The sequence below is a fragment of the Azorhizobium caulinodans ORS 571 genome, from assembly GCF_000010525.1.
In the GTDB taxonomy this organism is placed as follows: domain Bacteria; phylum Pseudomonadota; class Alphaproteobacteria; order Rhizobiales; family Xanthobacteraceae; genus Azorhizobium; species Azorhizobium caulinodans.
Genome location: NC_009937.1, coordinates 592863 through 613273, shown reverse-complemented (window position 1 = coordinate 613273; position 20411 = coordinate 592863). Strand labels below are relative to the sequence as shown.

Annotated in this window: 19 protein-coding genes and 1 pseudogene; 8 read left to right on the top strand and 12 right to left on the bottom strand. The window is 68.3% G+C overall.

What is annotated here, in order from left to right; genetic code table 11:
* Nucleotides 1-11: 11 nt before the first annotated feature.
* On the bottom strand, nucleotides 12-1184 hold the full coding sequence (dapE, locus tag AZC_RS02805) for a succinyl-diaminopimelate desuccinylase (RefSeq protein WP_012169083.1): 1173 nt from the start codon (nucleotides 1182-1184) through the stop codon (nucleotides 12-14).
* 221 nt (nucleotides 1185-1405) lie between these two features.
* Between dapE and AZC_RS02800 the strand changes: the two genes are divergently transcribed.
* From AZC_RS02800 to AZC_RS02790, 3 genes are all read left to right on the top strand, one after another.
* Nucleotides 1406-3922, top strand: coding sequence for a DUF3772 domain-containing protein (locus AZC_RS02800; protein ID WP_012169082.1), 2517 nt, complete (start codon nucleotides 1406-1408; stop codon nucleotides 3920-3922).
* A gap of 54 nt (nucleotides 3923-3976) precedes the next feature.
* Entirely contained in the window at nucleotides 3977-4552 is a 576-nt protein-coding gene (locus tag AZC_RS02795; RefSeq protein ID WP_012169081.1) for a CAP domain-containing protein, read from the top strand.
* 129 nt (nucleotides 4553-4681) lie between these two features.
* Entirely contained in the window at nucleotides 4682-6286 is a 1605-nt protein-coding gene (locus tag AZC_RS02790; protein WP_012169080.1) for an AMP-binding protein, read from the top strand.
* Between the two features lie 11 nt (nucleotides 6287-6297).
* On the opposite strand, the pseudogene AZC_RS02785 reads toward AZC_RS02790, so the two are convergent.
* Both AZC_RS02785 and rpmB read right to left on the bottom strand, forming a co-directional pair.
* Nucleotides 6298-6823: pseudogene (locus AZC_RS02785) on the bottom strand (queuosine precursor transporter); the annotation flags it as partial.
* Between the two features lie 71 nt (nucleotides 6824-6894).
* The gene (gene rpmB, locus AZC_RS02780) at nucleotides 6895-7194 is read right to left on the bottom strand and encodes a 50S ribosomal protein L28 (RefSeq protein WP_012169078.1); all 300 of its coding nucleotides are present in this window, start codon (nucleotides 7192-7194) and stop codon (nucleotides 6895-6897) included.
* Nucleotides 7195-7361: 167 nt separating this feature from the next.
* Here rpmB and AZC_RS25365 point away from each other — a divergent pair, with 167 nt between their 5' ends.
* Both AZC_RS25365 and AZC_RS02775 read left to right on the top strand, forming a co-directional pair.
* Complete coding sequence (locus tag AZC_RS25365; RefSeq protein WP_148209786.1) at nucleotides 7362-7685, top strand: hypothetical protein; 324 nt, start codon at nucleotides 7362-7364, stop codon at nucleotides 7683-7685.
* A gap of 329 nt (nucleotides 7686-8014) precedes the next feature.
* On the top strand, nucleotides 8015-11179 hold the full coding sequence (locus AZC_RS02775; RefSeq protein WP_043878823.1) for an autotransporter outer membrane beta-barrel domain-containing protein: 3165 nt from the start codon (nucleotides 8015-8017) through the stop codon (nucleotides 11177-11179).
* A gap of 6 nt (nucleotides 11180-11185) precedes the next feature.
* Here the strand turns inward: AZC_RS02775 and AZC_RS02770 are convergent, their stop codons facing one another.
* A complete protein-coding gene (locus AZC_RS02770) occupies nucleotides 11186-11647 on the bottom strand; it encodes a secondary thiamine-phosphate synthase enzyme YjbQ (protein WP_043878822.1) in 462 nt (153 codons plus the stop codon).
* Between the two features lie 102 nt (nucleotides 11648-11749).
* Here AZC_RS02770 and AZC_RS02765 point away from each other — a divergent pair, with 102 nt between their 5' ends.
* Entirely contained in the window at nucleotides 11750-12703 is a 954-nt protein-coding gene (locus AZC_RS02765) for an alpha/beta hydrolase fold domain-containing protein (RefSeq protein ID WP_043878821.1), read from the top strand.
* Here the strand turns inward: AZC_RS02765 and AZC_RS02760 are convergent, their stop codons facing one another.
* Together AZC_RS02760 and AZC_RS02755 are read right to left on the bottom strand one after the other, a co-directional pair.
* On the bottom strand, nucleotides 12704-13135 hold the full coding sequence (locus AZC_RS02760; RefSeq protein WP_244421781.1) for a hypothetical protein: 432 nt from the start codon (nucleotides 13133-13135) through the stop codon (nucleotides 12704-12706).
* Nucleotides 13136-13225: 90 nt separating this feature from the next.
* Nucleotides 13226-13843 carry a 2-hydroxychromene-2-carboxylate isomerase gene (locus AZC_RS02755; RefSeq protein ID WP_012169074.1) on the bottom strand — a complete coding sequence of 206 codons (618 nt, stop codon included), beginning with the start codon at nucleotides 13841-13843 and terminating at the stop codon, nucleotides 13226-13228.
* A 337-nt stretch (nucleotides 13844-14180) separates the two neighbouring features.
* Here AZC_RS02755 and AZC_RS02750 point away from each other — a divergent pair, with 337 nt between their 5' ends.
* Both AZC_RS02750 and AZC_RS02745 read left to right on the top strand, forming a co-directional pair.
* Entirely contained in the window at nucleotides 14181-14549 is a 369-nt protein-coding gene (locus AZC_RS02750; protein WP_043878820.1) for a hypothetical protein, read from the top strand.
* Nucleotides 14550-14600: 51 nt separating this feature from the next.
* A complete protein-coding gene (locus AZC_RS02745; RefSeq protein ID WP_012169072.1) occupies nucleotides 14601-15065 on the top strand; it encodes a hypothetical protein in 465 nt (154 codons plus the stop codon).
* A 221-nt stretch (nucleotides 15066-15286) separates the two neighbouring features.
* On the opposite strand, the gene AZC_RS02740 is transcribed toward AZC_RS02745, so the two are convergent.
* The 6 genes from AZC_RS02740 to purF all read right to left on the bottom strand — a co-directional run bounded on the left by AZC_RS02740 (nucleotide 15287) and on the right by purF (nucleotide 20395).
* Nucleotides 15287-15736 (bottom strand): DNA polymerase III subunit chi, encoded by a 450-nt coding sequence (locus AZC_RS02740; RefSeq protein WP_012169071.1) that lies wholly within the window; start codon nucleotides 15734-15736, stop codon nucleotides 15287-15289.
* A 31-nt stretch (nucleotides 15737-15767) separates the two neighbouring features.
* The gene (locus tag AZC_RS02735; RefSeq protein WP_012169070.1) at nucleotides 15768-16034 is read right to left on the bottom strand and encodes a Txe/YoeB family addiction module toxin; all 267 of its coding nucleotides are present in this window, start codon (nucleotides 16032-16034) and stop codon (nucleotides 15768-15770) included.
* A complete protein-coding gene (locus tag AZC_RS02730; RefSeq protein ID WP_012169069.1) occupies nucleotides 16031-16303 on the bottom strand; it encodes a type II toxin-antitoxin system Phd/YefM family antitoxin in 273 nt (90 codons plus the stop codon). Before AZC_RS02730 ends, AZC_RS02735 begins: the two co-directional genes overlap by 4 nt.
* 73 nt (nucleotides 16304-16376) lie before the next feature.
* Nucleotides 16377-17873 carry a leucyl aminopeptidase gene (locus AZC_RS02725; RefSeq protein ID WP_043878819.1) on the bottom strand — a complete coding sequence of 499 codons (1497 nt, stop codon included), beginning with the start codon at nucleotides 17871-17873 and terminating at the stop codon, nucleotides 16377-16379.
* Nucleotides 17874-17985: 112 nt separating this feature from the next.
* A complete protein-coding gene (locus AZC_RS02720; protein WP_012169067.1) occupies nucleotides 17986-18729 on the bottom strand; it encodes an SDR family NAD(P)-dependent oxidoreductase in 744 nt (247 codons plus the stop codon).
* Nucleotides 18730-18832: 103 nt separating this feature from the next.
* Nucleotides 18833-20395 (bottom strand): amidophosphoribosyltransferase, encoded by a 1563-nt coding sequence (purF, locus tag AZC_RS02715; protein WP_012169066.1) that lies wholly within the window; start codon nucleotides 20393-20395, stop codon nucleotides 18833-18835.
* Between the last annotated feature and the right edge of the window lie 16 nt (nucleotides 20396-20411).

Below are 20411 nucleotides of genomic sequence, written 5' to 3'. Positions count from 1 at the left end.
TCCTTCTTGTCTCAAGCCGCGAAGGTGGCGAAATAGCGCGCGATCAGCCGCTCATAGATGGCGGTCAAGGCGGTGAGATCGGCGACGGGGGTCGCCTCGTTCACCATGTGCATGGTCTGCCCGACGAGGCCGAATTCAACCACCGGGCACAGCGACTTGATGAAGCGCGCATCCGACGTGCCACCGGTGGTGGACATCTGCGGCCGCTGCCCGGTCACGTCCGCCACCGCGTCCAGCACCGTCTCCACGAACGGGCCCGGCGCGGTGAGGAAGCTCTCGCTCGCCCCGTCGCGGAAGGTCAGGACATAGGGCTCTCCCGCCGTGTCGAGTCGCCGGGCGATCTCCGCCATGAGGCTTTCGAGGCTGTAGAGGTCATTGTAGCGCACGTTGAACTTGGCGGTCGCGGCACCGGGAATGACGTTGTAGGCGGTGTTGCCCACGTCCACGCTGATGACCTCGAGGTTCGAGGGTGGAAAATGCGCGGAGCCGTTGTCGAGCGGCGCCGCCGTCAGCGCTGTCAGGAGCCGCACGAGGCGCGGCACCGGATTGTCGGCGAGGTGCGGATAGGCCACGTGGCCCTGCCGGCCCTCCACGGTGATGAGGCCGGAGAGGCTGCCGCGCCGGCCGATCTTCACCATATCGCCCAGCGCATTGGGATTGGTGGGCTCGCCCACGATGCAGTGGTCGATGACTTCGCCCTTGGCGGCGAGCCAGTCCACGACCTTGGCGGTGCCGTCGATGGAGGGGCCTTCCTCATCGCCGGTGATGAGGAAGGAGAGGCTGCCCTGCGCCGGCGCGCCATAAGCCAGCGCCGCCGCGAGGAAGGCCGCCACCGCCCCCTTCATGTCCACAGCCCCGCGCCCGTAGAGCACGCCGTCCTCCACCGCGCCGGAGAAGGGGCCATGCCGCCAGGACGCCGCATCGCCCGGCGGCACCACGTCCACATGGCCGGCGAAGCAGAGATTGGGCGAGGCCGTGCCGATGCGGGCATAGAGATTGTCCACCGGCACGCCGGCCGTAGAGAAGACCAGCCGTTCCACATGGTAGCCCGCCGCCTTCAGCGCATCGGCCACCACGTCCAGCGCCTGCCCGGCGTCGGGCGTCACGGACGGGGCCTGAATCAGGGCCTTGGCGAAGGCAAGCGCTTGGTCGGAAACGGCGGTGGAAGCGGCAGCGTCGGTCACGGAAGGCCTCGGTCACGGTCGCACGTGGGGCGGGAACTGCCCTTGCCTCGCGCGGGCGGCAGCCGCCGTCAATGGCTTTTTCCCTGCCACGAGGCTGCCGCCTTCAACCCCTAACGGATCGCGGCACTTGCTTTTTGCGGGCCGCTCCCAATGCTGCGGGCGCAAAGTGAAGCGGCGCAGTCCCGCGCCGATCTGGCCTCTCAGCCCCGGAGACAGTCCTGATGCAGCGCGCTTTGGTGCGGATCGCGGTTCTGCTGACCTTGATGCTGGCGCTCGTCGCCGGCCAGAGCGTCTGGGCCGCCCCTCCTGCCGATCCCGCGCTCGCCACCGCCCGCGAGAAGCTGGAAGCCAACCGCTCCGTGCTCGATGCCGTCGAGGCCTCGCTGGGCGTGGACGGCCTGCGGGCGCCCGATCTCGATGAGCTGCGCTCCCGCCTCGATCCGGTCCGCCGCGAGATGCAGGCGCGTTCCGAAATGCTCGGCCCGCGCGCCACCGACGTGAAGACCCGTCTCGACGAACTCGGCCCGGTGCCGGCGGCCGGTGCGGCGCCCGAAGATCCCAATGTGACCGCGGACCGCGAGCGGCTGAAGGTGCTCTCCACCGACATCGACGCGCTGGTGAAGCAGAACCGTGCCCTCGCCGCGCGCGCCGACCAGCTCTCAGACCGCATCAGCACCCGGCGGCGGGAATTGTTCACCGGCCAGCTCTTCGAGCGGTCCATCTCCATCGTGGACCCCAGCCTGTGGGGCACCGGCATGGCGGCGGTGCGCTCCGCGCTCCGCAGCATGTCGTTGCTGGTGAGCGATTCCTACGGCTACGCCCGCCAGCGGCAGGACACGCTGACGCTCATCGCGATCGGTGCCGGCATGGCCCTCATCGTGGGGCTCATCGTCTTCCTTGGTCGGCTTCTGCGGCGGCGCCTCAGCAGCCACGCGCCGGCGGACGGCGAGCGGATGCCGCGCCTGCGCGCCTCCCGCGAGGCGGTGAAGACCGCCGTCTTCGAAAGCCTCGTCGGCCCGCTGGCGGCGCTCGCCGCCGTCAATTTCGCCAGCGGCTTCGAGGTCGTGCCGGCCCGCGTCGAGGAAATCCTGCGCGGGCTCATGGTGGCCATCTTCATCTATGCGCTCGGCCGCGCGGTCGCCCGCGCCGTCCTGGCGCCGAGCCAGCCCTGGCGGCGCCTGCCTCCGCTGTCCGACACGGCGGCGGCCACCATCTTCCGCTTCTTCTCCTGGTCGGTGACCACGCTCGCCATCGGCTCCTTCGTGAATGCGCTCAACCGCGCCCTGTTCACGCCGGTGGCCCTCACCGTCCTCGTCTCCGGCATCATCGTCATCTTCATCAGCGCCTTCACCGCCCTGATGCTGGTGCGCATCGGGCGCATCGCCGAGGAGGAAGAGGCACGCGACACCGCCCTCGCCGAGAGCGGCGGCACGCCCTCCGGCAACCTCGACCTCAACGGCGCGCCGTGGATCCGCACGCTGCTCTGGCTCATCATCGCCGTGCTCGTGGCCTCGCTGGTCGCCGGCTATGTGAGCTTCGCGGTCTTCGTGGCCTCCCGCATGCTGGTGGCGGCGGTCGTCCTCAGCGCGCTCTACATCATCTATGCGCTGATTGACGCCTTCTTCGGCGAGGGCCTCTCGGCGGAAACCCACCGGGCGCGGGTCTTCTCCAAGACCCTCGGCCTGCGGCCCAAGAGCCTTGAGGTCATCGCGACCCTCGTCTCCGGCCTGCTGAAGCTGTGCCTGTTCATCGTCGCGCTGCTGCTGATGGCGGGAAGCTGGGGCACCTCCTCGGCGGACATCCAGGAGACCGTCGAGCGCGTCACCTTCGGCATCCACATCGGCAACACCACGATCACGCTCTGGAACGTGGTCTATGCGGTGACGCTGCTCATCATCGGCGTACTGCTCGCCCGCGGCCTGCAGAAGTGGATGGCGACGAAACTGCTGCCGGGCACCGGCATCGAGGCCAGTCTCCAGACCTCCATCTCCACCATCATCGGCTATGTGGGCACCATCATCGCCATCATGGTGGCGGCGGGCGAGATCGGGCTCAACCTCCAGAACATCGCCCTCGTCGCCGGTGCCCTCTCGGTCGGTATCGGTTTCGGCCTCCAATCCATCATCTCCAACTTCGTGTCCGGCCTCATCCTTCTCACAGAGCGCCCCATCCGCGTGGGCGACACCATTAATGTGAAGGGCGAGGAAGGCTATGTGCGGCGCATCAGCGTGCGTTCCACCGAGATCGAGACATTCGAGCGGGCGACCGTCATCGTCCCGAACTCGGACCTCATCACCGGCATGGTGAAGAACTGGACGCACTCCAACACCACCGGGCGCGTCATCGTGGCGGTGAACATCGCCTATGACGCGGACGTGGAAGAGGTGCGGGACATTCTGGTCGCCTGCGCCTGCGACCATCCGCAGGTGCTCCAGACGCCGCCGCCGCGGGTCTTCATCACCAAGTTCGCCGACACCGGAATCGTCTTCGAGCTGCGCTGTGTGGTGGCGAACGTGGACTATTCGCTCACCGTGAAGAGCGACCTCCACTTCTCCATCCTGCGGCGCTTCCGCAAGCACGACATCGTGATGACCAGCCAGCCCTGGGCGGCGCTGAGCCGCGCCCCGGCCGACCTCGTGCCGCCGCATGTGGACGCAGATCCGGAGCCGCCGGCGGTGGAAGCCAAGCCCTCCACACCCGTCAAGGGCGGCGGCTCCATCAGCGATTCCACCGGCTGAGCCGGCCCCGCCTGCGATAACCCTTCCTCAACCCTCCGGGCGCATAGAGGCCCCATGAGCGATCTCGGTCTTTCCCCCTTCGCGGGCGCCCGCGCCCTCACGTCTTCCCGCTGGACGCGCCGCGCCCTGCCCTTCGCCCTTCTGGGCGCGCTGGCGCTGGCCGGATGCGGCACGACGGAAGTGGAACAGCCGAGCCAGCCGGCCTTCTATGAGAATCTCGCCAAGACCGGCCAGCCGGTGAATGCGGAGGCCGCCGCCTCCATCATCTCCGACTATCGGACGGGCAAGGGCCTCAACCCGGTCACCATCGACCCAGCGCTGAACCAGGTGGCGCAGGATCAGGCCAATGCCATGGCCCGCGCCGACACCCTCTCCCATGAAGTGGGCGGACGCACCTTCGTGCAGCGCATGAACGCGTCCGGCTACAAGCCCAAGGTGGCGGTGGAGAATGTGGGCGCCGGCTATCACACGCTGGCCGAGGCCTTCTCCGGCTGGCGCGACAGCCCGCCCCACAACAAGAACATGCTGGCGCAGGGCGTGACCCGCATGGGCATCGCCACCGCCTTCAATCCCAAGTCCAAGTACAAGGTCTACTGGGCGCTCGTGCTGGCGACGCCGGACGCGCGCTGACGCGCCATCCTGCCCCCGCCGCCCAAAGCTGAGGCGCCGCTCCGCCTGCCGGAGCGGCAGATACCGCACTGCGGCATTTTTTTCGCAGACGCACTGGAAGTTTGGCTGCCCAAGGCTTAATCACTTGGGATGCTCGCGAACCTCGGCGATTTCGACCGGCTGCGCGCTGCCTTCCAGTGGCGCATCCCCGCCCGCTACAACATGGCCACCCACGCCTGCGACGGCTGGGCGGCGCGCGATCCCTCTCGCCCCGCGCTCTATGTGCCGCAGGGCGCGGACTTCGTGCCGGTGAGCTACGGCCACCTCGCGGAAGCCTCCAACCGCTTCGCAAATGCGCTTGCCGCCAAGGGCATCACGCGCGGCGACCGGGTGGCGATCCTGCTGCCGCAGAGCATCGAGGTGCTGGTCACCCACCTTGCGGTCTACAAGCTCGGCGCCATCGCCGTGCCGCTGGCCTCTGCCTTCGGCGTCGAGGCCCTCACCTTCCGCCTGAACGATTCCGGCGCGCGGGCTCTGGTGGCCGACGCCGCTGGTCTCGCCAAGCTCGCCGAACGGCCGGAGTGGCTCGACCTCATCGTCTCCCGTGACGGCCCCGCCCCCGGCATCGAGGGCTTCGACGATCTCGTGTCGCGCGCCAGCGCCACCGCTCCCGGCATCATCACGGGGCCCGACGATCCGGCGCTGATGATCTACACCTCCGGCACCACCGGCGCGCCCAAGGGCGCCCTGCACGGCCACCGGGTGCTGATCGGCCATGTGACGGGACAGCACTTCACCCACGATTCCATGCCCGCCCCCGGCGACCGCATGTGGACGCCCTCCGACTGGGCCTGGGCCGGCGGCCTGCTCAATACCGTCCTGTCGGCGCTCGCCCATGGCGTGCCCGTGGTGGTGCAGCCGCCCGGCCGGTTCGACCCGGAATCGGCCTTTCGCCTCATGAAGACGGCGGGCGTGCGCAATGTCTTCATCCCACCAACCGCGCTCAAGATGATGCGCGCCGTGGAGAAGCCGAAGGAACGCTTCGGCTTCAACCTGCGCACCGTGGGCACGGCGGGCGAGGCGCTGGGTGCGGAGACCTTCGAATGGGGCCGCGCAGCGCTGGGGGTCGCCGTGAACGAATTCTACGGCCAGACCGAATGCAATTATGTCATCGGCTCCAACGCCCGCCTCGGTGTCGCCCGCGCGGGCGCCACGGGCAAGGCGATTCCCGGCCATGACGTGCGCATCATCCGCACCGACGGCAGCCTCTGCGACATCGGCGAGATGGGGCAGATCGCCATCCGCGCGCCGGACCCGGTGATGTTCCTGCGCTACTGGAACCAGCCGGAGGCGACCGCCCGCAAGTATCTGGGCGACCTGTTCGTGACCGGCGACCTCGCACGGCTCGATGCGGACGGCTACATCCATTTCCAGGGGCGGGACGACGACGTCATCACCTCATCGGGCTATCGCATCGGCCCGAGCGAGATCGAGGACTGCCTGCTGCGCCATCCCGCCGTACAGATCGCTGCTGTGGTCGGCAAGCCGGACCCGGTGCGCACGGAGATCGTGAAGGCCGTGCTGGTGCTGCGGCCGGGCTACAAGCCGGGGCCGGAGCTGGTGAAGGAGATCCAGGACTTCGTGCGCACGCGCCTTGCGGCCTACGAATATCCGCGCGAGATCGTCTTCATGGACGAACTGCCGCTCACCACCACCGGCAAGGTCATCCGCCGCCTGTTACGCGACCAGACCTGAACGGCCGCCGGAGCCCGCTGCGACTCAGGCCGTTGCAGGCTGCTGCCACATGGGCATACGGGCTATGAGCGCCTTGTAGGGGCCGAGGAATACAAGGATCATCGCCAGCTTCACCGCATAGTCGCACAGCGCCCAGGAGGTCCAGGGCAGGCCGGTGCCGGCGAAGGCGAGCGAGAAGAAGACCACCGTATCGATGGCGCTGGAGACGAAACCCGCCATGGCCGGGGGCATCCACCAGGCGCGGCGGCGCAGGCGGTTGAAGACGGTGGCGTCCATGAGCTGAGCCACCAGGAAGGCGCTGCCCGAGGCGAGCGCGATGCGCGGGGTGGCGAAGAGGATGGACAGCAGCACCGCCAGCGCGAACCCCACATAGATGACGAGACGGGTCCGCTGAACGCCGAGGCGGCGGTTCGTCAGGTCATTGATGAGGAAGGTCACCGGATAGGTGAAGGCGCCATAGGTGAGGTAATCCTCCAGCCCGAAGGGGGTGAAGGGAAACTGCACCAGCACGTTGGCGGTGAGCACCGCCGCGCACATGGCAAAAACCGCGAGCGCGAACGCCCGCGGTTCAGATTTCACAGCTTGCGCGAAGAGACCCAAGGCGGGGCTCAGGCGGCGGCCGGAGCCTCGGCCTGCGCCTTGACGATCTGGCGCTTCAGCTCGAGCACGCGCGGGGCCAGCTCTTCGTCGCGGGCCTTCAGCAGGAAGGCATCGAGGCCACCACGGTGGTCCACCGACTTCAGCGCATTGGCGCTGATGCGCACGCGGATCGAGCGCTGCAGGACGTCGCTCTGGAGCGTGACGTTGCAGAGGTTCGGGAGGAACCGGCGCTTGGTCTTGCGGTTCGAGTGGCTCACGAGGTGGCCGGTCAGAACCGCCTTGCCGGTCAGGTCGCACCGCCGAGACATGGCAGAAGTCCTTTATTGCTTGTTCGCGCGCTCGTGGCCCGGCCGCGTTCTGCGACCGCTGGCTTGAACCCGCAGGATCAGGAAGGCGCTCCTATAAGGGGCGGGGCAGGTCGCGTCAAGGCTCACCCATATCTCAGGTCTATGATACGAAGTGGAAGGAGGTAGCCATGAGCGATGGGATGTGGGGATCAATAACACCTATTTTGGGAGCAATTGTTGGAGCTGCGGGCTCCATAGCAGCGCTATGGGTTGGAGACCACCTGAAGCGTAAGGCTGAATTCCCCGAGTTCGACGACAATGTCAAAAAGCTTCTGTTGGAAGAATTGGAACGAGATAGCGATTGGCGCTCCATAACTGAATTATCCAACATCATTGGATGCACAAAAAAAGAAACGAGAGAATACCTTATCGAAATAGGAGCGCGTGGATCTCGCAAAAATCCAGAAAACTGGGCGTTAAAATCCAAGAAACCTCTTTCTGACTCCGATTAGAATACATTTAATTCATGTCATTCGCCAGCGGTGGGGGCAAGATGGCGGGGCGGAAGGATCGCGCGTCGCGCGCGCGGGCACGGATAGGCAGGGCCGTGGGAACGCTGGCCTTTCTGATAGCCGGCACGGCGATCGCGGGCGCACAGACCTTTGAAGCGGCTGGAGCGATCTTCTTTGCTACGGCCTCTCGGCAGACCAGCGCCATTCCTCTCGATCTATCGACCATCATCGGAAGTTCTGCAGGCATTGTGTCCGGCAGTATCTCTTCGACGGGCGCCTCGGGTGTCGGCACCGTAATCACGTCTCAGGCGCCGATCGCGACAGGCACGATGACACCCGTCACCGGCTTTGGCACCACAATCGCCACCGCACCAACCCTGATCGTCGCCAAGCCCGGCAGCGGGAGCCCGCAATCCCCACCGGCCGGCTGGTCGCTCTACAGCGGCTACAGCACGTCCTACAGCATCCCTTATGCCAACACGCCGGTGTTCGGCGGACCGCAGGCCCAGTTGATGGTGAACGTCACCGTCGGCGGACAGACGACGCAGGTGCAGGTGGACACCGGCTCCCAGGGCATCGTCATTCCGCAATATCTGTTCGGCAACCAGACCTTCACCGGCAAGCAGGGAACCATCGTCTATTCGTCCAGCGGCAACAACGCGACCGGCATCTGGACCACCATGACGGTGAGCTTTCCGGGCGCGAAAGACCAGAACGGCAACCCCACCACCGCCTCCGCCTCGGTGCCGGTCTTCATCGAGCAATCCGCCAACAACGGCACCAAGGACTGCACGGTCGCGGGCACCGGCTGCTATTTCATGATGGGCATCGGCTACGGCCGGCCGGACAATGGCTGGACGGGCTATCAGCCGTCCCTCAACACCAATCCGCTGCTGCACCTCACCGGCATGGACGAGGGCACGGTCCGCTCCGGCTACATCGTCACCGCCACCGGCATCCAGGCCGGCCTCACCGCCGCCAATGCGGGGCAGGGCTATGCGCTGATCCAGCTCCAGCCCTCGACCGGGCAGGCCTCCGCCAACTGGACCACGCCCCCCGGCACGCTCATCGTCACGCCCAACGGCGGCTCGCCCGCCACGACGGCGCTGCCGGTGCTGGTGGACACGGGCATTTCCTATCTGTGGGGCAATCTCGGCACCGCCTCGACGGCCTGCACCTATCACAACCAGCAGTTCACCTGCGCGCCGGCCGGAACCGCCGTCACGGTCTATCTCGGACCGGGCAGCTATGTGGGCTATTCCTATGTGGTGGGCGGCTCGGACAACAATTCCGCCGCACCGCCGGCCTCACGGGACAGCGTCATCGGCGCGCTGAACACCGGCATCTCGCCCCTCGCCCAGTTCGATCTGATGTTCGACGCTGTGGGCGGCTTCGCGGGCTACAAGGCCACGGCGCCGAACACCTCCGGCATCTATTTCTCGCCCTATCTCTCCACCGCAGGCGCGTTGTCCGTGCCGGACGGCTTCCTGACGACGCTGCCGGTCTATGTGTCGTCGGCCACCACGTTCTCGACGACCGGGACCGCCACCCTGCAAGGCGCGGTGACGGGCGTTTCCGGCCTCACTGTCGCCGGTCCCGGCAACACCTCCTTCTTCGGCACGGTCACCCTGCCCTCCGTCACCATCAGCGGCGGGGCGGCGAGCTTCCTGGCCAACGTGACGGCTCCGCAGTTCCAGGTGCTGTCCGGTGCGGCCGCGGCCAACAGCGCGACGCTCACCGCCACGGTGTCCAACGCCGGCACACTGATCAATGCCGGCACCATCGTGGGGGGCGTCAGCAATTCCGGCACGGTCTTCAACTGGCAGACCGTCACCGGCGCGGTGCAGTCCTCCGGCACGTTCGCCAATACGGGCACGGTGAACGGCACGGTGACGAATTCCGGCACCCTCACCAATGACGGCACCATCAACGGCATCGTCATCAGCACAGGCACGATGAACGGCAACGGCATCGTCACCGGGGCGCTCGCCGTCTCCGGCACCGTGGCGCCGGGCCATTCCATCGGCACCATGGCGGTGAACGGGAATGTGGAGTTGCGCCGCGGCTCGGTCTACGAGGCTGAACTCGGCCCCGCCGGCACCAGCGACCGCATCCTCGCGAGCGGCAGCGCCACGCTCGATGGGACGCGCATCGCGGTCTCGCCTTATGCGGGCTATACGCCCGGCCTCGGCAGCTACCAGATCATCACTGCGGGTGGCGGCGTGAGCGGCACCTACAGCGTCTCGGCGCCCGACTTCGGCGCGCTGCCTGCCGCCTATCCCTTCCTCGCGGCGAACGGCCGCATCACCGGCTCGGGCCTTACCATCGACATGGTGCGCAGCACGGTGCCCTTCGCCGCCGCCGGCATCACCGCCAACGAGACGGCCACCGGCCGCGGCCTCGATACGCTGGCGCAGCAGGGCACGCTGTTCAACGCGCTTCTCGGCCTCAATGCGGCGACCGCCGCCGGGGCCTATGACCAGCTCTCGGGCGAGATCTACGCCAGCACCCAGAGCCTGCTCATCGACCAGTCCTTCTATGTGCGCGACGGCGTGCTCGGCCGGTTGCGGCAGGAGAGCGGCGCGCCCGGCGCCGCCGGTGCGGTGCAGACGGCAACGCTGGTGCCGGGCCTGCCGCTCACCCTCTGGGGCGAGGGCTATGGCGGCTGGGGACAGGCGGGCGGCAACGGCAATTCGGCGGGCGACAGCCGCTCCATCGGCGGCTTCCTCATGGGCCTCGACCTGCCGCTCGGCACCAACTGGCGCGCGGGCATCGCGGGCGGCTACAGCCAGTCCACCTTCAGCACGGACGCGCGCGGCTCTTCCGGCACCAGCGACAATTATGATGTGGCGCTCTATGCGGGCGGCGCGCTGGCGGCGGTCGGCCCCGGAACGCTGAACCTGCGCGCGGGTGCGGCCTACGCCTGGCACGACATCGCCATGAGCCGCAGCGCCGCCTTCTCGGGCTTTGCCAATGCGCTCTCCGCCGGCTATGGCGCCGACACGGCACAGGTCTTCGCCGAACTGGGCTACGGCTTCACGCTGGAGAAGACGCCGCTGGGCCGCGTCGGCCTCGAACCCTTCGCGGGTCTGGCCTATGTGCATCTGTCCACGGACGGCCTGACGGAAACCTTCGGTGCGGCGGCGCTCTCGGTCGCCTCCTCCAGCTTCGATACGACGCTGACGCAGTTCGGCCTCCGGGCCTCCGCCGTCCTCCTGCCGGGGCCGAACCTGCCGGCGGTGGACGTGCACGGCCTCATCGGCTGGCAGCACGCCTTCGGCGATACGGTGCCGACGGTGGCCGCCAGCTTCGCCAGCGGCAGCCTGCCCTTCACCGTCTCCGGGGCGCCCATCGCCACCGACAGCCTGTTGCTGGGCTTCGGCCTCGACACCGCCATCGGCCAGAATGCACGCCTCGGCGTCGCTTATACGGGCCAACTCGCCAGCAATGTGCAGGACAGCGCAGTGAAAGGCACCTTCTCGCTGCGCTTCTGAGCGCCCTCAGCCCCGCGCCGCCTGCCCGAGAAAGCCCAGAATGATCTGGCGCCGGTGCGGGCGGTCGCGGTGCTCGATCAGATAGATGCCCTGCCATGTGCCGAGACGCGGCCGCCCGGCGAAGACCGGAATGGCGAGCGTGCTGTCCGAGAGCAGCGTGCGCACATGGGCGGGCATGTCGTCCGGCCCCTCCGTCGTGTGCACCCAGCCGCGATTGCGCGGGGCGAGGTCGTTCAGCGCGGTGATGAGGTCCGTCTGCACGTCCGGGTCCGCATTCTCCTGAATGGTGAGGGACGCCGAGGTGTGCCGGCAGAAGACCGTAAGCACGCCCTGCCCGGCGCCGATCTCCGAGAGGAAGGCCGTGGCCTCCCGCGTGATGTCGATGAAGCCGGGACCGCGCGTCGGCACCTCCAGCTCGCACTGGGCCTGGAAATCCACCGGCCCGCTCACCGCCGCGCTACGCCTCATCTCATGTCCTTTCCACCGCATGACCAAGGGGCAGCTTGCCAGCCGGGCGCGCGATGCCCACCTTGCGGCCGCATGTTCCAGCCCCCCGGCCCCCGGAGCCCGATGACCGTTCTCTCCATCGACCCGCACCTGTTCACCGATGCCGCCGTGGCGCCGGACACGAAAATGGTCAATGCCGCCATCGTCAAGGCGCTCTCCCGGGCGCCGGATCTCGGCCTCGTGCCCTGGGCGGTGGTGCGGCAGGCCCGGCTCTCCGGCAAGGGCACCTTTCCTTTGCCGCCGGAAAGCCCGCGTGCCCGCAACGAGACCATCGAGGGTCCGCGCGGCCCGGTGCCGGTGCGCATCTATCTGCCCGACGGCGCACCCACGGGCGTCTATCTGCATTTCCATGGCGGCGGCTGGACCATCGGCTCGGCGCGGGAGAATGACGGGCTGAATGACGCGGTGGCGGCCGCCGGCCTCGTGGTGGTGTCGGTGGACTATGCCCTCGCCCCCGAGACGCCCTATCCGGCGGCGCCCGATGATTGCGAGGCGGCGGCCCTCTGGCTGCTGCGGGAGGGCCTGTCGCTGTTCGGGACGGACCGCTTCCTCATCGGCGGAGAATCGGCCGGCGCGCATCTCGCCGTCACCACCCTGCTGCGGCTGCGCGACCGGCACGGCATCTCGCCTTTCGTGGCGGCGAGCCTCCACGCCGGCTGCTACGACCTGCGCCTCACCCCCAGCGCCCGCAACTGGGGCACCGAGCCCCTGGTGCTGAACACGGCCGATATCGAGCGCTTCGTGCGCAACTATCTGCGGCTGGAGGGCGAAGCCGAGCATCCGGATGTCTCGCCTTTGCTGGCAGACCTGAAGGGCCTGCCCAAGGCGCAATTCCTCGTCGGCACCCGCGATCCGCTGCTGGACGACACGCTGTTCATGGCCAACCGCTGGCTCGCCAGCGGCAACCCGGCGCGGCTTGAGGCGTTTCCCGGCGGGTGCCACGTCTTCATGGGCTTCGTCGGCTCGCTGGCCGACAAGGGCCGGGCGCGGATCGTGGACTTCCTGCGCGACGCCTGATCAGCGGCTGCCGTTCTCGACCCCGTCGATGAAGCCGCGCAGGCGCTGGTAGAGCTTGCCCGCATAGGCATAAGCGGCGTCGAGATCGGACTGCGAAGGCAATGGCACCTCCAGCTTGTTGCCGGAAGAGGTCGCACCGCCCTTGCCGTCGATCTGCGCCTGAAGCCGGGCGATCTCCGCCTCATAGGCATCGCGGCTGTCCGGCACGGCGAGGCAGGCAAAGCCGGACGTCCCCTTGGAGCAGAAGGAGGCCATGCCAGTGCGGGTGTCGAGCTTCAGCACGCCGCCGTCGACGGGCGTGAAGGTGAAGCGCCCGTTGGCGGTGTCGGCGGTTGTGGGGGCCGGCATGGCGGCATCGGGCGCGGGCGCCGGTTGCGCGAGTGCCACGGCCGGCATCAGGGCAAGGCCAAGACACAGGATCATCCGCCGCATGCTGCACTCCATCGTCGCGTCAGGCCGAACCGCTAAGGTCCAGCGATGACGCAACGGTGACAGGGGAAGCGGGCGGAAGCGGGGCGCGCCTCAGGCCCGGAAGGGCGGACGGCCCGAGGTGAGGGCATCGTCCAGCAGGTCCAGACGGTCCTGGCCCCAGAAGACCTCGCCATCCAGCACATAAGAGGGCGCGCCGAACACGTCGCTCTTCAGCGCCAGCTCGCGGTTGGCGAGATAGGCCTGCTGCGCCGCCTCGCCATCGGCGGCGGCGACGAGTTCGGCACCCGGCAGCCCCACCTCATCCGCCAGCGCCACGATGACGGCGGGATCGGCCAGATTCTCCTGCCGTTGCCAGACGCCCGAGAAGAGGCGGGCCAGAAGCGGCTCCACGGGATGGCCGGCCAGAAGGGCGGCGATCACCGTGCGGTCCACGAGGCCGGGATTGAAGGGCCAGTGGGCGGGCTGGATGTGGAAATCGAGGCCCAGCTTCAGCCGCCAGCGCTGAAGCTCCACGAGCCTCTGGCGCTGGCGCTGCGGCGCGCGCTTGGCGAGCGGCAGGCCGCCCGTTTCCGCAAACACGGGCCCGAGTTCGACGGGACGGAACTCGACAGTCGCGCCATGGCGGGCGGCGATCTTCAAAAGGCGGTCGTTGCCGAGGAAGCTCCAGGGGCTGACGACGGAAAAGAAGTATCCGATGCGGCGGGACATGGGCTGAGGGCTCCTGCGGGGCGCCCGAACGTCCTAGCCGAGTCGGGCCTCGAAATTCGACATGAATTTATTCGATCAAATTAGTTGACATTCGGGAGACCTGACGTCACATTCGTCGTCGATGGTGACGGTCTGTTCGGCCTGCCGAGCATTCCTTTCCTGTTGGTCCTCCCTGAAGGTCAAACTTGGCGCGGGTATCCCCCGCGCCTTTTTCTTTTGCCTCAGGCTCTTGTAGCTTGGGCGCGACCGGGACGGCTTGCGCCTGCGCAAGGCGCTCCGCCGGCGGATGGGGAAAACTGGATCACCGTCCCCTTCACGGCCCAACCGGGAGCGACACATGCCCGCGCGTACCCGCAAGGAACTCCAGGATCTGAAGGCCGAGCTGGCCGCCACGGGCGCGGAAACCGCCGCTGCCCCCAAGCCCCGCCGCCACCGGGCCGCCGCGCATCCGCATGCCCCCGAAGCGCCCCCGCCGGACGTGGAGGCCCCCTCCCCCGAGGCGCCGGCGGCTGCGGCCGGGGAGGCCGCGGCGGAAGCGGAGCCCGAGACCGCCACCTTCGACCAGTTGCACGCCCTCGTCCGCGATCTTCAGGAGGCGCTCCACGAGGCGACCGAGAAGGCCGAGGACGCCGTGACCAGCCATCCCGCCGCCGCGCTCGCCTCCGCCTTCCTCTTGGGGCTGCTGGTGGGCCGCGCCTGGCGCTGACGTTCCGCGCCGGCCCCGCGCCCGCGCCCTTCCATTTCCGGGGGACATGCCATGAAGCTCGACGCCGCCGCCCGCAATCTCCGGGTTCTCCTGCGGGCCGATTCCATCATCGCCGAGGTGCGCATGCGCACGCTCGCCACCCGCCTTGCGCTTTATGGCCTGGCGGCGCTGGTGGCCGGCTTCGGCCTGCTGATGCTGGATGCCTCGCTCTATCTCGCCTTAAGCGAGAGCTGGGGCCCGGTGAAAGCCGCCGCCGCCACCGGCGGGCTCAATCTGCTTCTGGCGCTGGTGCTAGTGGGCCTTGCCGCGCTGGTGAAGCCGGGCCGCGATCTCGACTTCGCGCAGGAGATCCACAAAACGGCGCTGGACGCCCTCATGGGCGAACTGAAGACCGCCGAGCAGGACGTCTCGGCGCTGGCCTATGCGGTGCGCCACCCGCTCGATTCCGCGCTGCCGGCGGTCGCGCTGCCGCTCATCACCGGCCTCATCAAGGCCCTGCGCAAGCCCAAAGCCTGAACCGGGCATCTGGACCTCCAGGAACGGCCTCTTTTCCCCCTCCCCATCCCTCCCCCGCAAGCGGGAGAGGGAGCCTGTCGCGCCACGGCAGCGATAGGCTCGAAATACAGGCGAGGAAAGCCCTCTCCCGCTTGCGGGGGAGGGTTGGGAGGGGGCAGACTGGGCATAGAAAGAGCGCACGCCCGCAGCTTCCAAACGGGCTCTGAACCGGGCGGCGCGGATCACGCCTTGCGGACCCAGCGCCCGTTCTCGTCCTGCTGCCAGTAGGTGAGCGTGTGACCGGCGGCCTTGGCTTCGCGCCAGCGCTCGCGGGCGGCGGCCACCGCCGTCTCATCCCGCCCGTCGAACATGTGCACCACCCGCACATAGGGCGAGGCGTCCGCAATGCGCGCCCCGTCCACGAGGAAGCGCACCTGCGCGTCATTGGGATTGGCTTCGTCCAGCGTCAGCAGCACCGGCTGGCGCTCCGGGCGGGGCTGGGCGTCCGTGCCGTGGGGCAGGAAGGATGCGTCGTTATAGGTCCACAGATGGGCATCGAGCGCATCGCGCCGCTCCGGCGAGCCCGCCTGCACCACGCAGCGCCACCCCCGCTCCAGCGATTTCTCCAGCAGCACCGGCAGCGCATCCTCCAGCGGCCGGCGCTCCAGATGGTAGAAGAGGACTTCGGTCATGCGGTCCTCATGATCGCGGCCCGGCCCGCGCTCAGTAATGATAGCGGCACTGGGCGATCTCCAGGCTCTGGTGCGGCGGCTTGCCCGCGACCCGATAGACGAGACGGTCCTGCAAGGTGATGCGCCGCGACCACCAGCCAGAGAGGTCGCCCTTCAGCGGCTCGGGCCGGCCGGTGCCGGAAAAGGGCGTGCGGCGGCATTCCTCGATCAAGGCGTTCAGCCGCTCCAGCACGTTGCGGTCCGCATCCACCCAATGGAGATAATCCTCCCAGGCGCGGGTGGCGAACACCAGCTTCACGGCACCACAAGGTCGCGTTCGCTGCCGCCACCGGCCTCAAGCTCGGCCACGCCTTCGCGCAGCCGCGCCGCATTGGCGGGGGAGGAGAGCAGATGCAGCGTCTCCTCCATGGCGCTCCAGTCACTCAAGGAGACCATCACCACCGCCTCCGCCTTCTGGCGGGTGATGACTACCGGCGCATGGTCCTCCACCACCCGGTCCATCACCTCTTTGAGGTTGGCGCGGGTGTCGGAATAGCTCAGCACGTCCATGGCACGGGGTCGGATCATATGCGATTATATGTACGAAAATCCGTACAACTCAAGACCAACCCCGGCCGCCGGAGCGGCCGGGGACACGCGCTCACTTCTCGTAATTGTCGCGCACCAGTTGGTCGAGCAGGCGCACGCCCCAGCCGGCACCCCAGCTCTTGTTGATGTCGCTGGCGGGCGAGGCCATGGCCGTGCCGGCGATATCGAGATGCGCCCAAGGGGTCTTGTCCACGAAGCGCTGGAGGAACTGGGCGGCGGTGATGGAGCCGCCGTTGCGCCCGCCGGTGTTCTTCATGTCCGCGAACTTCGAGTCGATCAGCTTGTCGTATTCCGGCGAGAGCGGCATGCGCCACACCTTCTCGCCGGTGGCGGCGCCTGCGGCGGCAAGCTGCGTGCTCAGCGTGTCGTCATTGGAGAAGAGGCCGGCATTCTCGGTGCCGAGCGCCACCATGATGGCGCCGGTCAGGGTGGCGAGGTCCACCATGAACTTCGGCTTGAAGCGGTCCTTCGTGTACCAGAGCACATCGGCCAGCACGAGGCGGCCCTCGGCGTCGGTATTGATGATCTCGATGGTCTGGCCGGAGAGCGAGGTCACGATGTCGCCGGGGCGCTGGGCGGCGCCGTCGGGCATGTTTTCCACGATGCCGATGACGCCCACCGCATTCACCTTCGCCTTGCGGGCGGCGAGCGCATGCATGAGGCCGGTGACGCAGGCGGCCCCGCCCATGTCGCCCTTCATGTCCTCCATGCCGGCGGCCGGCTTGATGGAGATGCCGCCGGTGTCGAAGGTCACGCCCTTGCCGATGAAGGCGACCGGCGCCTCGCCCGGCTTGCCGCCGTTCCAGCGCATGACGACAACGCGGCTCTCCTTGATGGAGCCCTGCCCGACGCCCAGCAGCGCCCGCATGCCGATGCGCGAGAGCGCGGCATCGTCGAGCACTTCCACATCCACGCCCACGGCGGAGAGCTCGGTGGCGCGGCGGGCGAATTCCGGCGGATCGAGCACGTTGGCGGGCTCGTTCACGAGATCGCGGGCCAGCAGCACGCCGTCGCCCACCGCCTCGCGGGGCGTCCAGGCACGCACGGCCGCGGCAGCGTCCGGCACCAGCAGGGTGAGGGTCAGCGTCACCGGATCGGTGTCGCCTTCCTTCTTCCGGGTCTTGTAGCGGTCGAAGACATAGGAGCGCAGACGCGCGCCGAGCGCGATCTCGGCCGCCGCCTCGGGCGCGAACTTGGCGCCGGGCAGATCGGCGAGGAGGGTCGCCGCCGTGCTGCCGCCGGGGATCTTGCCCGCCGCGATGCCACCGAGGCGCAGGAAATCGGTGGGCTTCAGTTCGCCGGCCTTGCCGGTGCCGAGCACGATGAGGCGGGCCACATCGAGCCCCTCGGGGGCGATCAGCTCCAGCGCACCGCCCAGCTTGCCCTTGAAGCGGTCCGCCTCGAAGGCGCGCTTGATCTGGCCGAGGGCGGGCTTCAGCAGCTTCTGCGCCTCGCGGCCGAAATTCAGCGCGTCATCGACGAGGACGAGGAGGACGCCGCTCGGCGCCGCACCGTGCTTGGCGAAGGCAATGGTCACGGGCTCGGACATGAAGCACTCCAGACAGGTCAACGAAATTCAATAGTCGCTCAACCCTGTCTAAAGCCCCCACCCGCAGGAGGGAAGCCGCCCGAGGCCGGGGCGGCGCAAAAGCCGCTTCCTGTCACGCCGGCGACCGGAAATCCTGCCAGCTCCGGGTGGGGAAATCATAGAGGCGGCCGGTCTCCGCGACATCCGTGCGGCACATGGCGACGATGGCCTCCGCCGCCTCTTCGGGGGTCGGCAGCGTCATCGGATCTTCGCCCGGGAAGGCCTTGGCGCGCATGAGGGTGCGGATGGGACCGGGATTGAACAGGTTCACCTTGAGCGCGGTCGTCACCGTCTCCGCCGCCCAGGTGCGGCCCATGGCCTCCACGCCCGCCTTGGTGATGGCATAGGGCCCCCAATAGGCCCGCCCCTTGTGCGCCGCGCCGGAGGAGATGAACACCGCCCGCCCCGCCGGCGCCATGCGCAGCAGCGGATCGAGCGAGCGGATGAAGCGATAGTTGGCGGTGAGATTGATGTTCACCGCCTTGTCCCAGTCCTTCAGCTCCACGTCGCGCATGGGGGTGAGCGGCCCGAGGAAGCCGGCATTGCCGACGAAGACGTCGAGCCGGCCATAGCGCTCGTAGAGCGCGCCGCCGAGGCGGTCGATCGCGTCGTAATCGGTCACGTCCATGGGAACGAGGGTAGCGGTGCCGCCGGCGGCGGTGATGGCGTCGTCCAGTTCCTCCAGCGCGCCCTGCGTCCGGCCGAGCGCCACCACATGGGCGCCACCGGCACCGAGCGCCCGCGCCACGGCCGCGCCGATGCCGCGCGTGGCGCCGGTGACGACGGCGATCTTGTCGGCAAACGGGCGCTCACTCATTCCGATGTCCTCGACTGGAAACACAAAAGGCGCGGACCGGTCTATCCGGTCCGCGCCTGTCTGTCAGCGGGTCAGCTTGCCGCCGGGCACGCCCGGCGATCCGTCAGCTCGCTTCGGCCAGCAGCGAAAGCTGCTGGGAGGCGACCGCGCTCGCCTTGTCGGTGAGCGGGGTCGGGTAGTCGCCCGTGAAATAATGGTCGGCGAACTGCGGCCGCACCGGATCGCGCTCGCAGCCGAGGGCGCGATAGACGCCCTCCACCGTGAGGAAGGCGAGCGAGTCGGCGCCGATATAGCGGCGCATGCTCTCCAGATCGTGGGTGGCGGCGAGCAGCTTGTCCCGGTCGGGCGTGTCGATGCCGTAGAAATCCGGGTGGGTGATCGGCGGCGAGGCGATGCGGAAGTGCACTTCGCGGGCGCCTGCCTCGCGCATCATCTGCACGATCTTCACCGAGGTGGTGCCGCGCACGAGGCTGTCGTCCACCAGCACGATGCGCTTGCCTTCCACCACCGAACGGTTGGCGGAATGCTTCATGCGCACGCCCTGATCGCGCACCGTCTGGGTCGGCTGGATGAAGGTCCGGCCCACATAATGGTTGCGGATGATGCCGAGCTCGTAGGGGATGCCCGAGGCGCGGGAGAAGCCGATGGCCGCCGGCACGCCGGAATCCGGCACCGGCACGACCACGTCCGCCTCGGCCGGGCCTTCCTTGGCGAGCACTTCGCCGAAGGCCTTGCGCACCTGATAGACGGAGCGGCCGCTCACAACCGAATCGGGACGGGCGAAATAGATGTACTCGAACAGGCAGGGACGCGCCGCCGTCTCGGGGAACGGCTTGAAGGACTGCACGCCCTCCTCGTCGATCACGATGACCTCGCCATTCTCCACGTCGCGCACATAGCGCGCGCCGATGATGTCGAGGGCGCAGGTCTCGGAGGCGAGGATGGGAGCGCCGTCCAGCGAGCCCAGCACCAGCGGGCGGATGCCGAGGGGATCGCGGGCGCCGATGAGCTTGTTGTTGGTCACCGACACCAGCGCATAGGCGCCTTCCAGCGCGCGCAGGGCATCGATGAAGCGGTCGATGAAGCGGTTCTTCTTGGAACGGGCGACCAGATGCAGGATCACCTCGGTGTCCGTGGTGGACTGGGTGATGGCGCCGTCGCGCACCAGCTGCTTGCGCAGGGTGAGGCCGTTGGTGAGGTTGCCGTTGTGCCCCACCGCGAAGCCACCGGCGTCCAGCTCGGCGAACAGCGGCTGCACGTTGCGCAGCAGGGTCTCGCCGGTGGTGGAATAGCGCGTGTGGCCGACCGCGATGTGGCCCGGCAGGCGCTCGATCACGCGGCTGTCGGAGAAGGTGTCGCCCACGAGGCCGAGGCGCCGCTCGGAATGGAAGCGCCGGCCGTCATAGGTGACGATGCCTGCGGCTTCCTGGCCGCGATGCTGGAGCGCATGCAGGCCGATGGCGGTGATGGCGGCGGCATCGGGATGGTTGAAGATGCCGAACACGCCGCATTCCTCGCGCAGCGTATCGCCGTCGAGGCCGAGGTCGATGGTGTCCTCCCGCGAGCCGGCCGCGGCGGGCTCGTAGGTGGCGTGATGTCGGGCGACCTCGTGCGGGTCTTCCAGATGCAACGGTTTGCCCCCCGGGGCGGCGGTGTCCAAATCCATCGATGCCTCCGCTCGG

What these genes read in the sequence shown, in the direction of transcription:
- AZC_RS02800 (WP_012169082.1), top strand. Translation starts at nt 1,406, where the DNA reads ATGCAGCGCGCTTTGGTGCGGATCGCGGTTCTGCTGACCTTGATGCTG.
- AZC_RS02795 (WP_012169081.1), top strand. Translation starts at nt 3,977, where the DNA reads ATGAGCGATCTCGGTCTTTCCCCCTTCGCGGGCGCCCGCGCCCTCACG.
- AZC_RS02790 (WP_012169080.1), top strand. Translation starts at nt 4,682, where the DNA reads ATGCTCGCGAACCTCGGCGATTTCGACCGGCTGCGCGCTGCCTTCCAG.
- rpmB (WP_012169078.1), bottom strand. Translation starts at nt 7,194, where the DNA reads ATGTCTCGGCGGTGCGACCTGACCGGCAAGGCGGTTCTGACCGGCCAC.
- AZC_RS25365 (WP_148209786.1), top strand. Translation starts at nt 7,362, where the DNA reads ATGAGCGATGGGATGTGGGGATCAATAACACCTATTTTGGGAGCAATT.
- AZC_RS02775 (WP_043878823.1), top strand. Translation starts at nt 8,015, where the DNA reads ATGACACCCGTCACCGGCTTTGGCACCACAATCGCCACCGCACCAACC.
- AZC_RS02770 (WP_043878822.1), bottom strand. Translation starts at nt 11,647, where the DNA reads ATGAGGCGTAGCGCGGCGGTGAGCGGGCCGGTGGATTTCCAGGCCCAG.
- AZC_RS02765 (WP_043878821.1), top strand. Translation starts at nt 11,750, where the DNA reads ATGACCGTTCTCTCCATCGACCCGCACCTGTTCACCGATGCCGCCGTG.
- AZC_RS02760 (WP_244421781.1), bottom strand. Translation starts at nt 13,135, where the DNA reads ATGCGGCGGATGATCCTGTGTCTTGGCCTTGCCCTGATGCCGGCCGTG.
- AZC_RS02755 (WP_012169074.1), bottom strand. Translation starts at nt 13,843, where the DNA reads ATGTCCCGCCGCATCGGATACTTCTTTTCCGTCGTCAGCCCCTGGAGC.
- AZC_RS02750 (WP_043878820.1), top strand. Translation starts at nt 14,181, where the DNA reads ATGCCCGCGCGTACCCGCAAGGAACTCCAGGATCTGAAGGCCGAGCTG.
- AZC_RS02745 (WP_012169072.1), top strand. Translation starts at nt 14,601, where the DNA reads ATGAAGCTCGACGCCGCCGCCCGCAATCTCCGGGTTCTCCTGCGGGCC.
- AZC_RS02740 (WP_012169071.1), bottom strand. Translation starts at nt 15,736, where the DNA reads ATGACCGAAGTCCTCTTCTACCATCTGGAGCGCCGGCCGCTGGAGGAT.
- AZC_RS02730 (WP_012169069.1), bottom strand. Translation starts at nt 16,303, where the DNA reads ATGATCCGACCCCGTGCCATGGACGTGCTGAGCTATTCCGACACCCGC.
- AZC_RS02725 (WP_043878819.1), bottom strand. Translation starts at nt 17,873, where the DNA reads ATGTCCGAGCCCGTGACCATTGCCTTCGCCAAGCACGGTGCGGCGCCG.
- AZC_RS02720 (WP_012169067.1), bottom strand. Translation starts at nt 18,729, where the DNA reads ATGAGTGAGCGCCCGTTTGCCGACAAGATCGCCGTCGTCACCGGCGCC.
- purF (WP_012169066.1), bottom strand. Translation starts at nt 20,395, where the DNA reads ATGGATTTGGACACCGCCGCCCCGGGGGGCAAACCGTTGCATCTGGAA.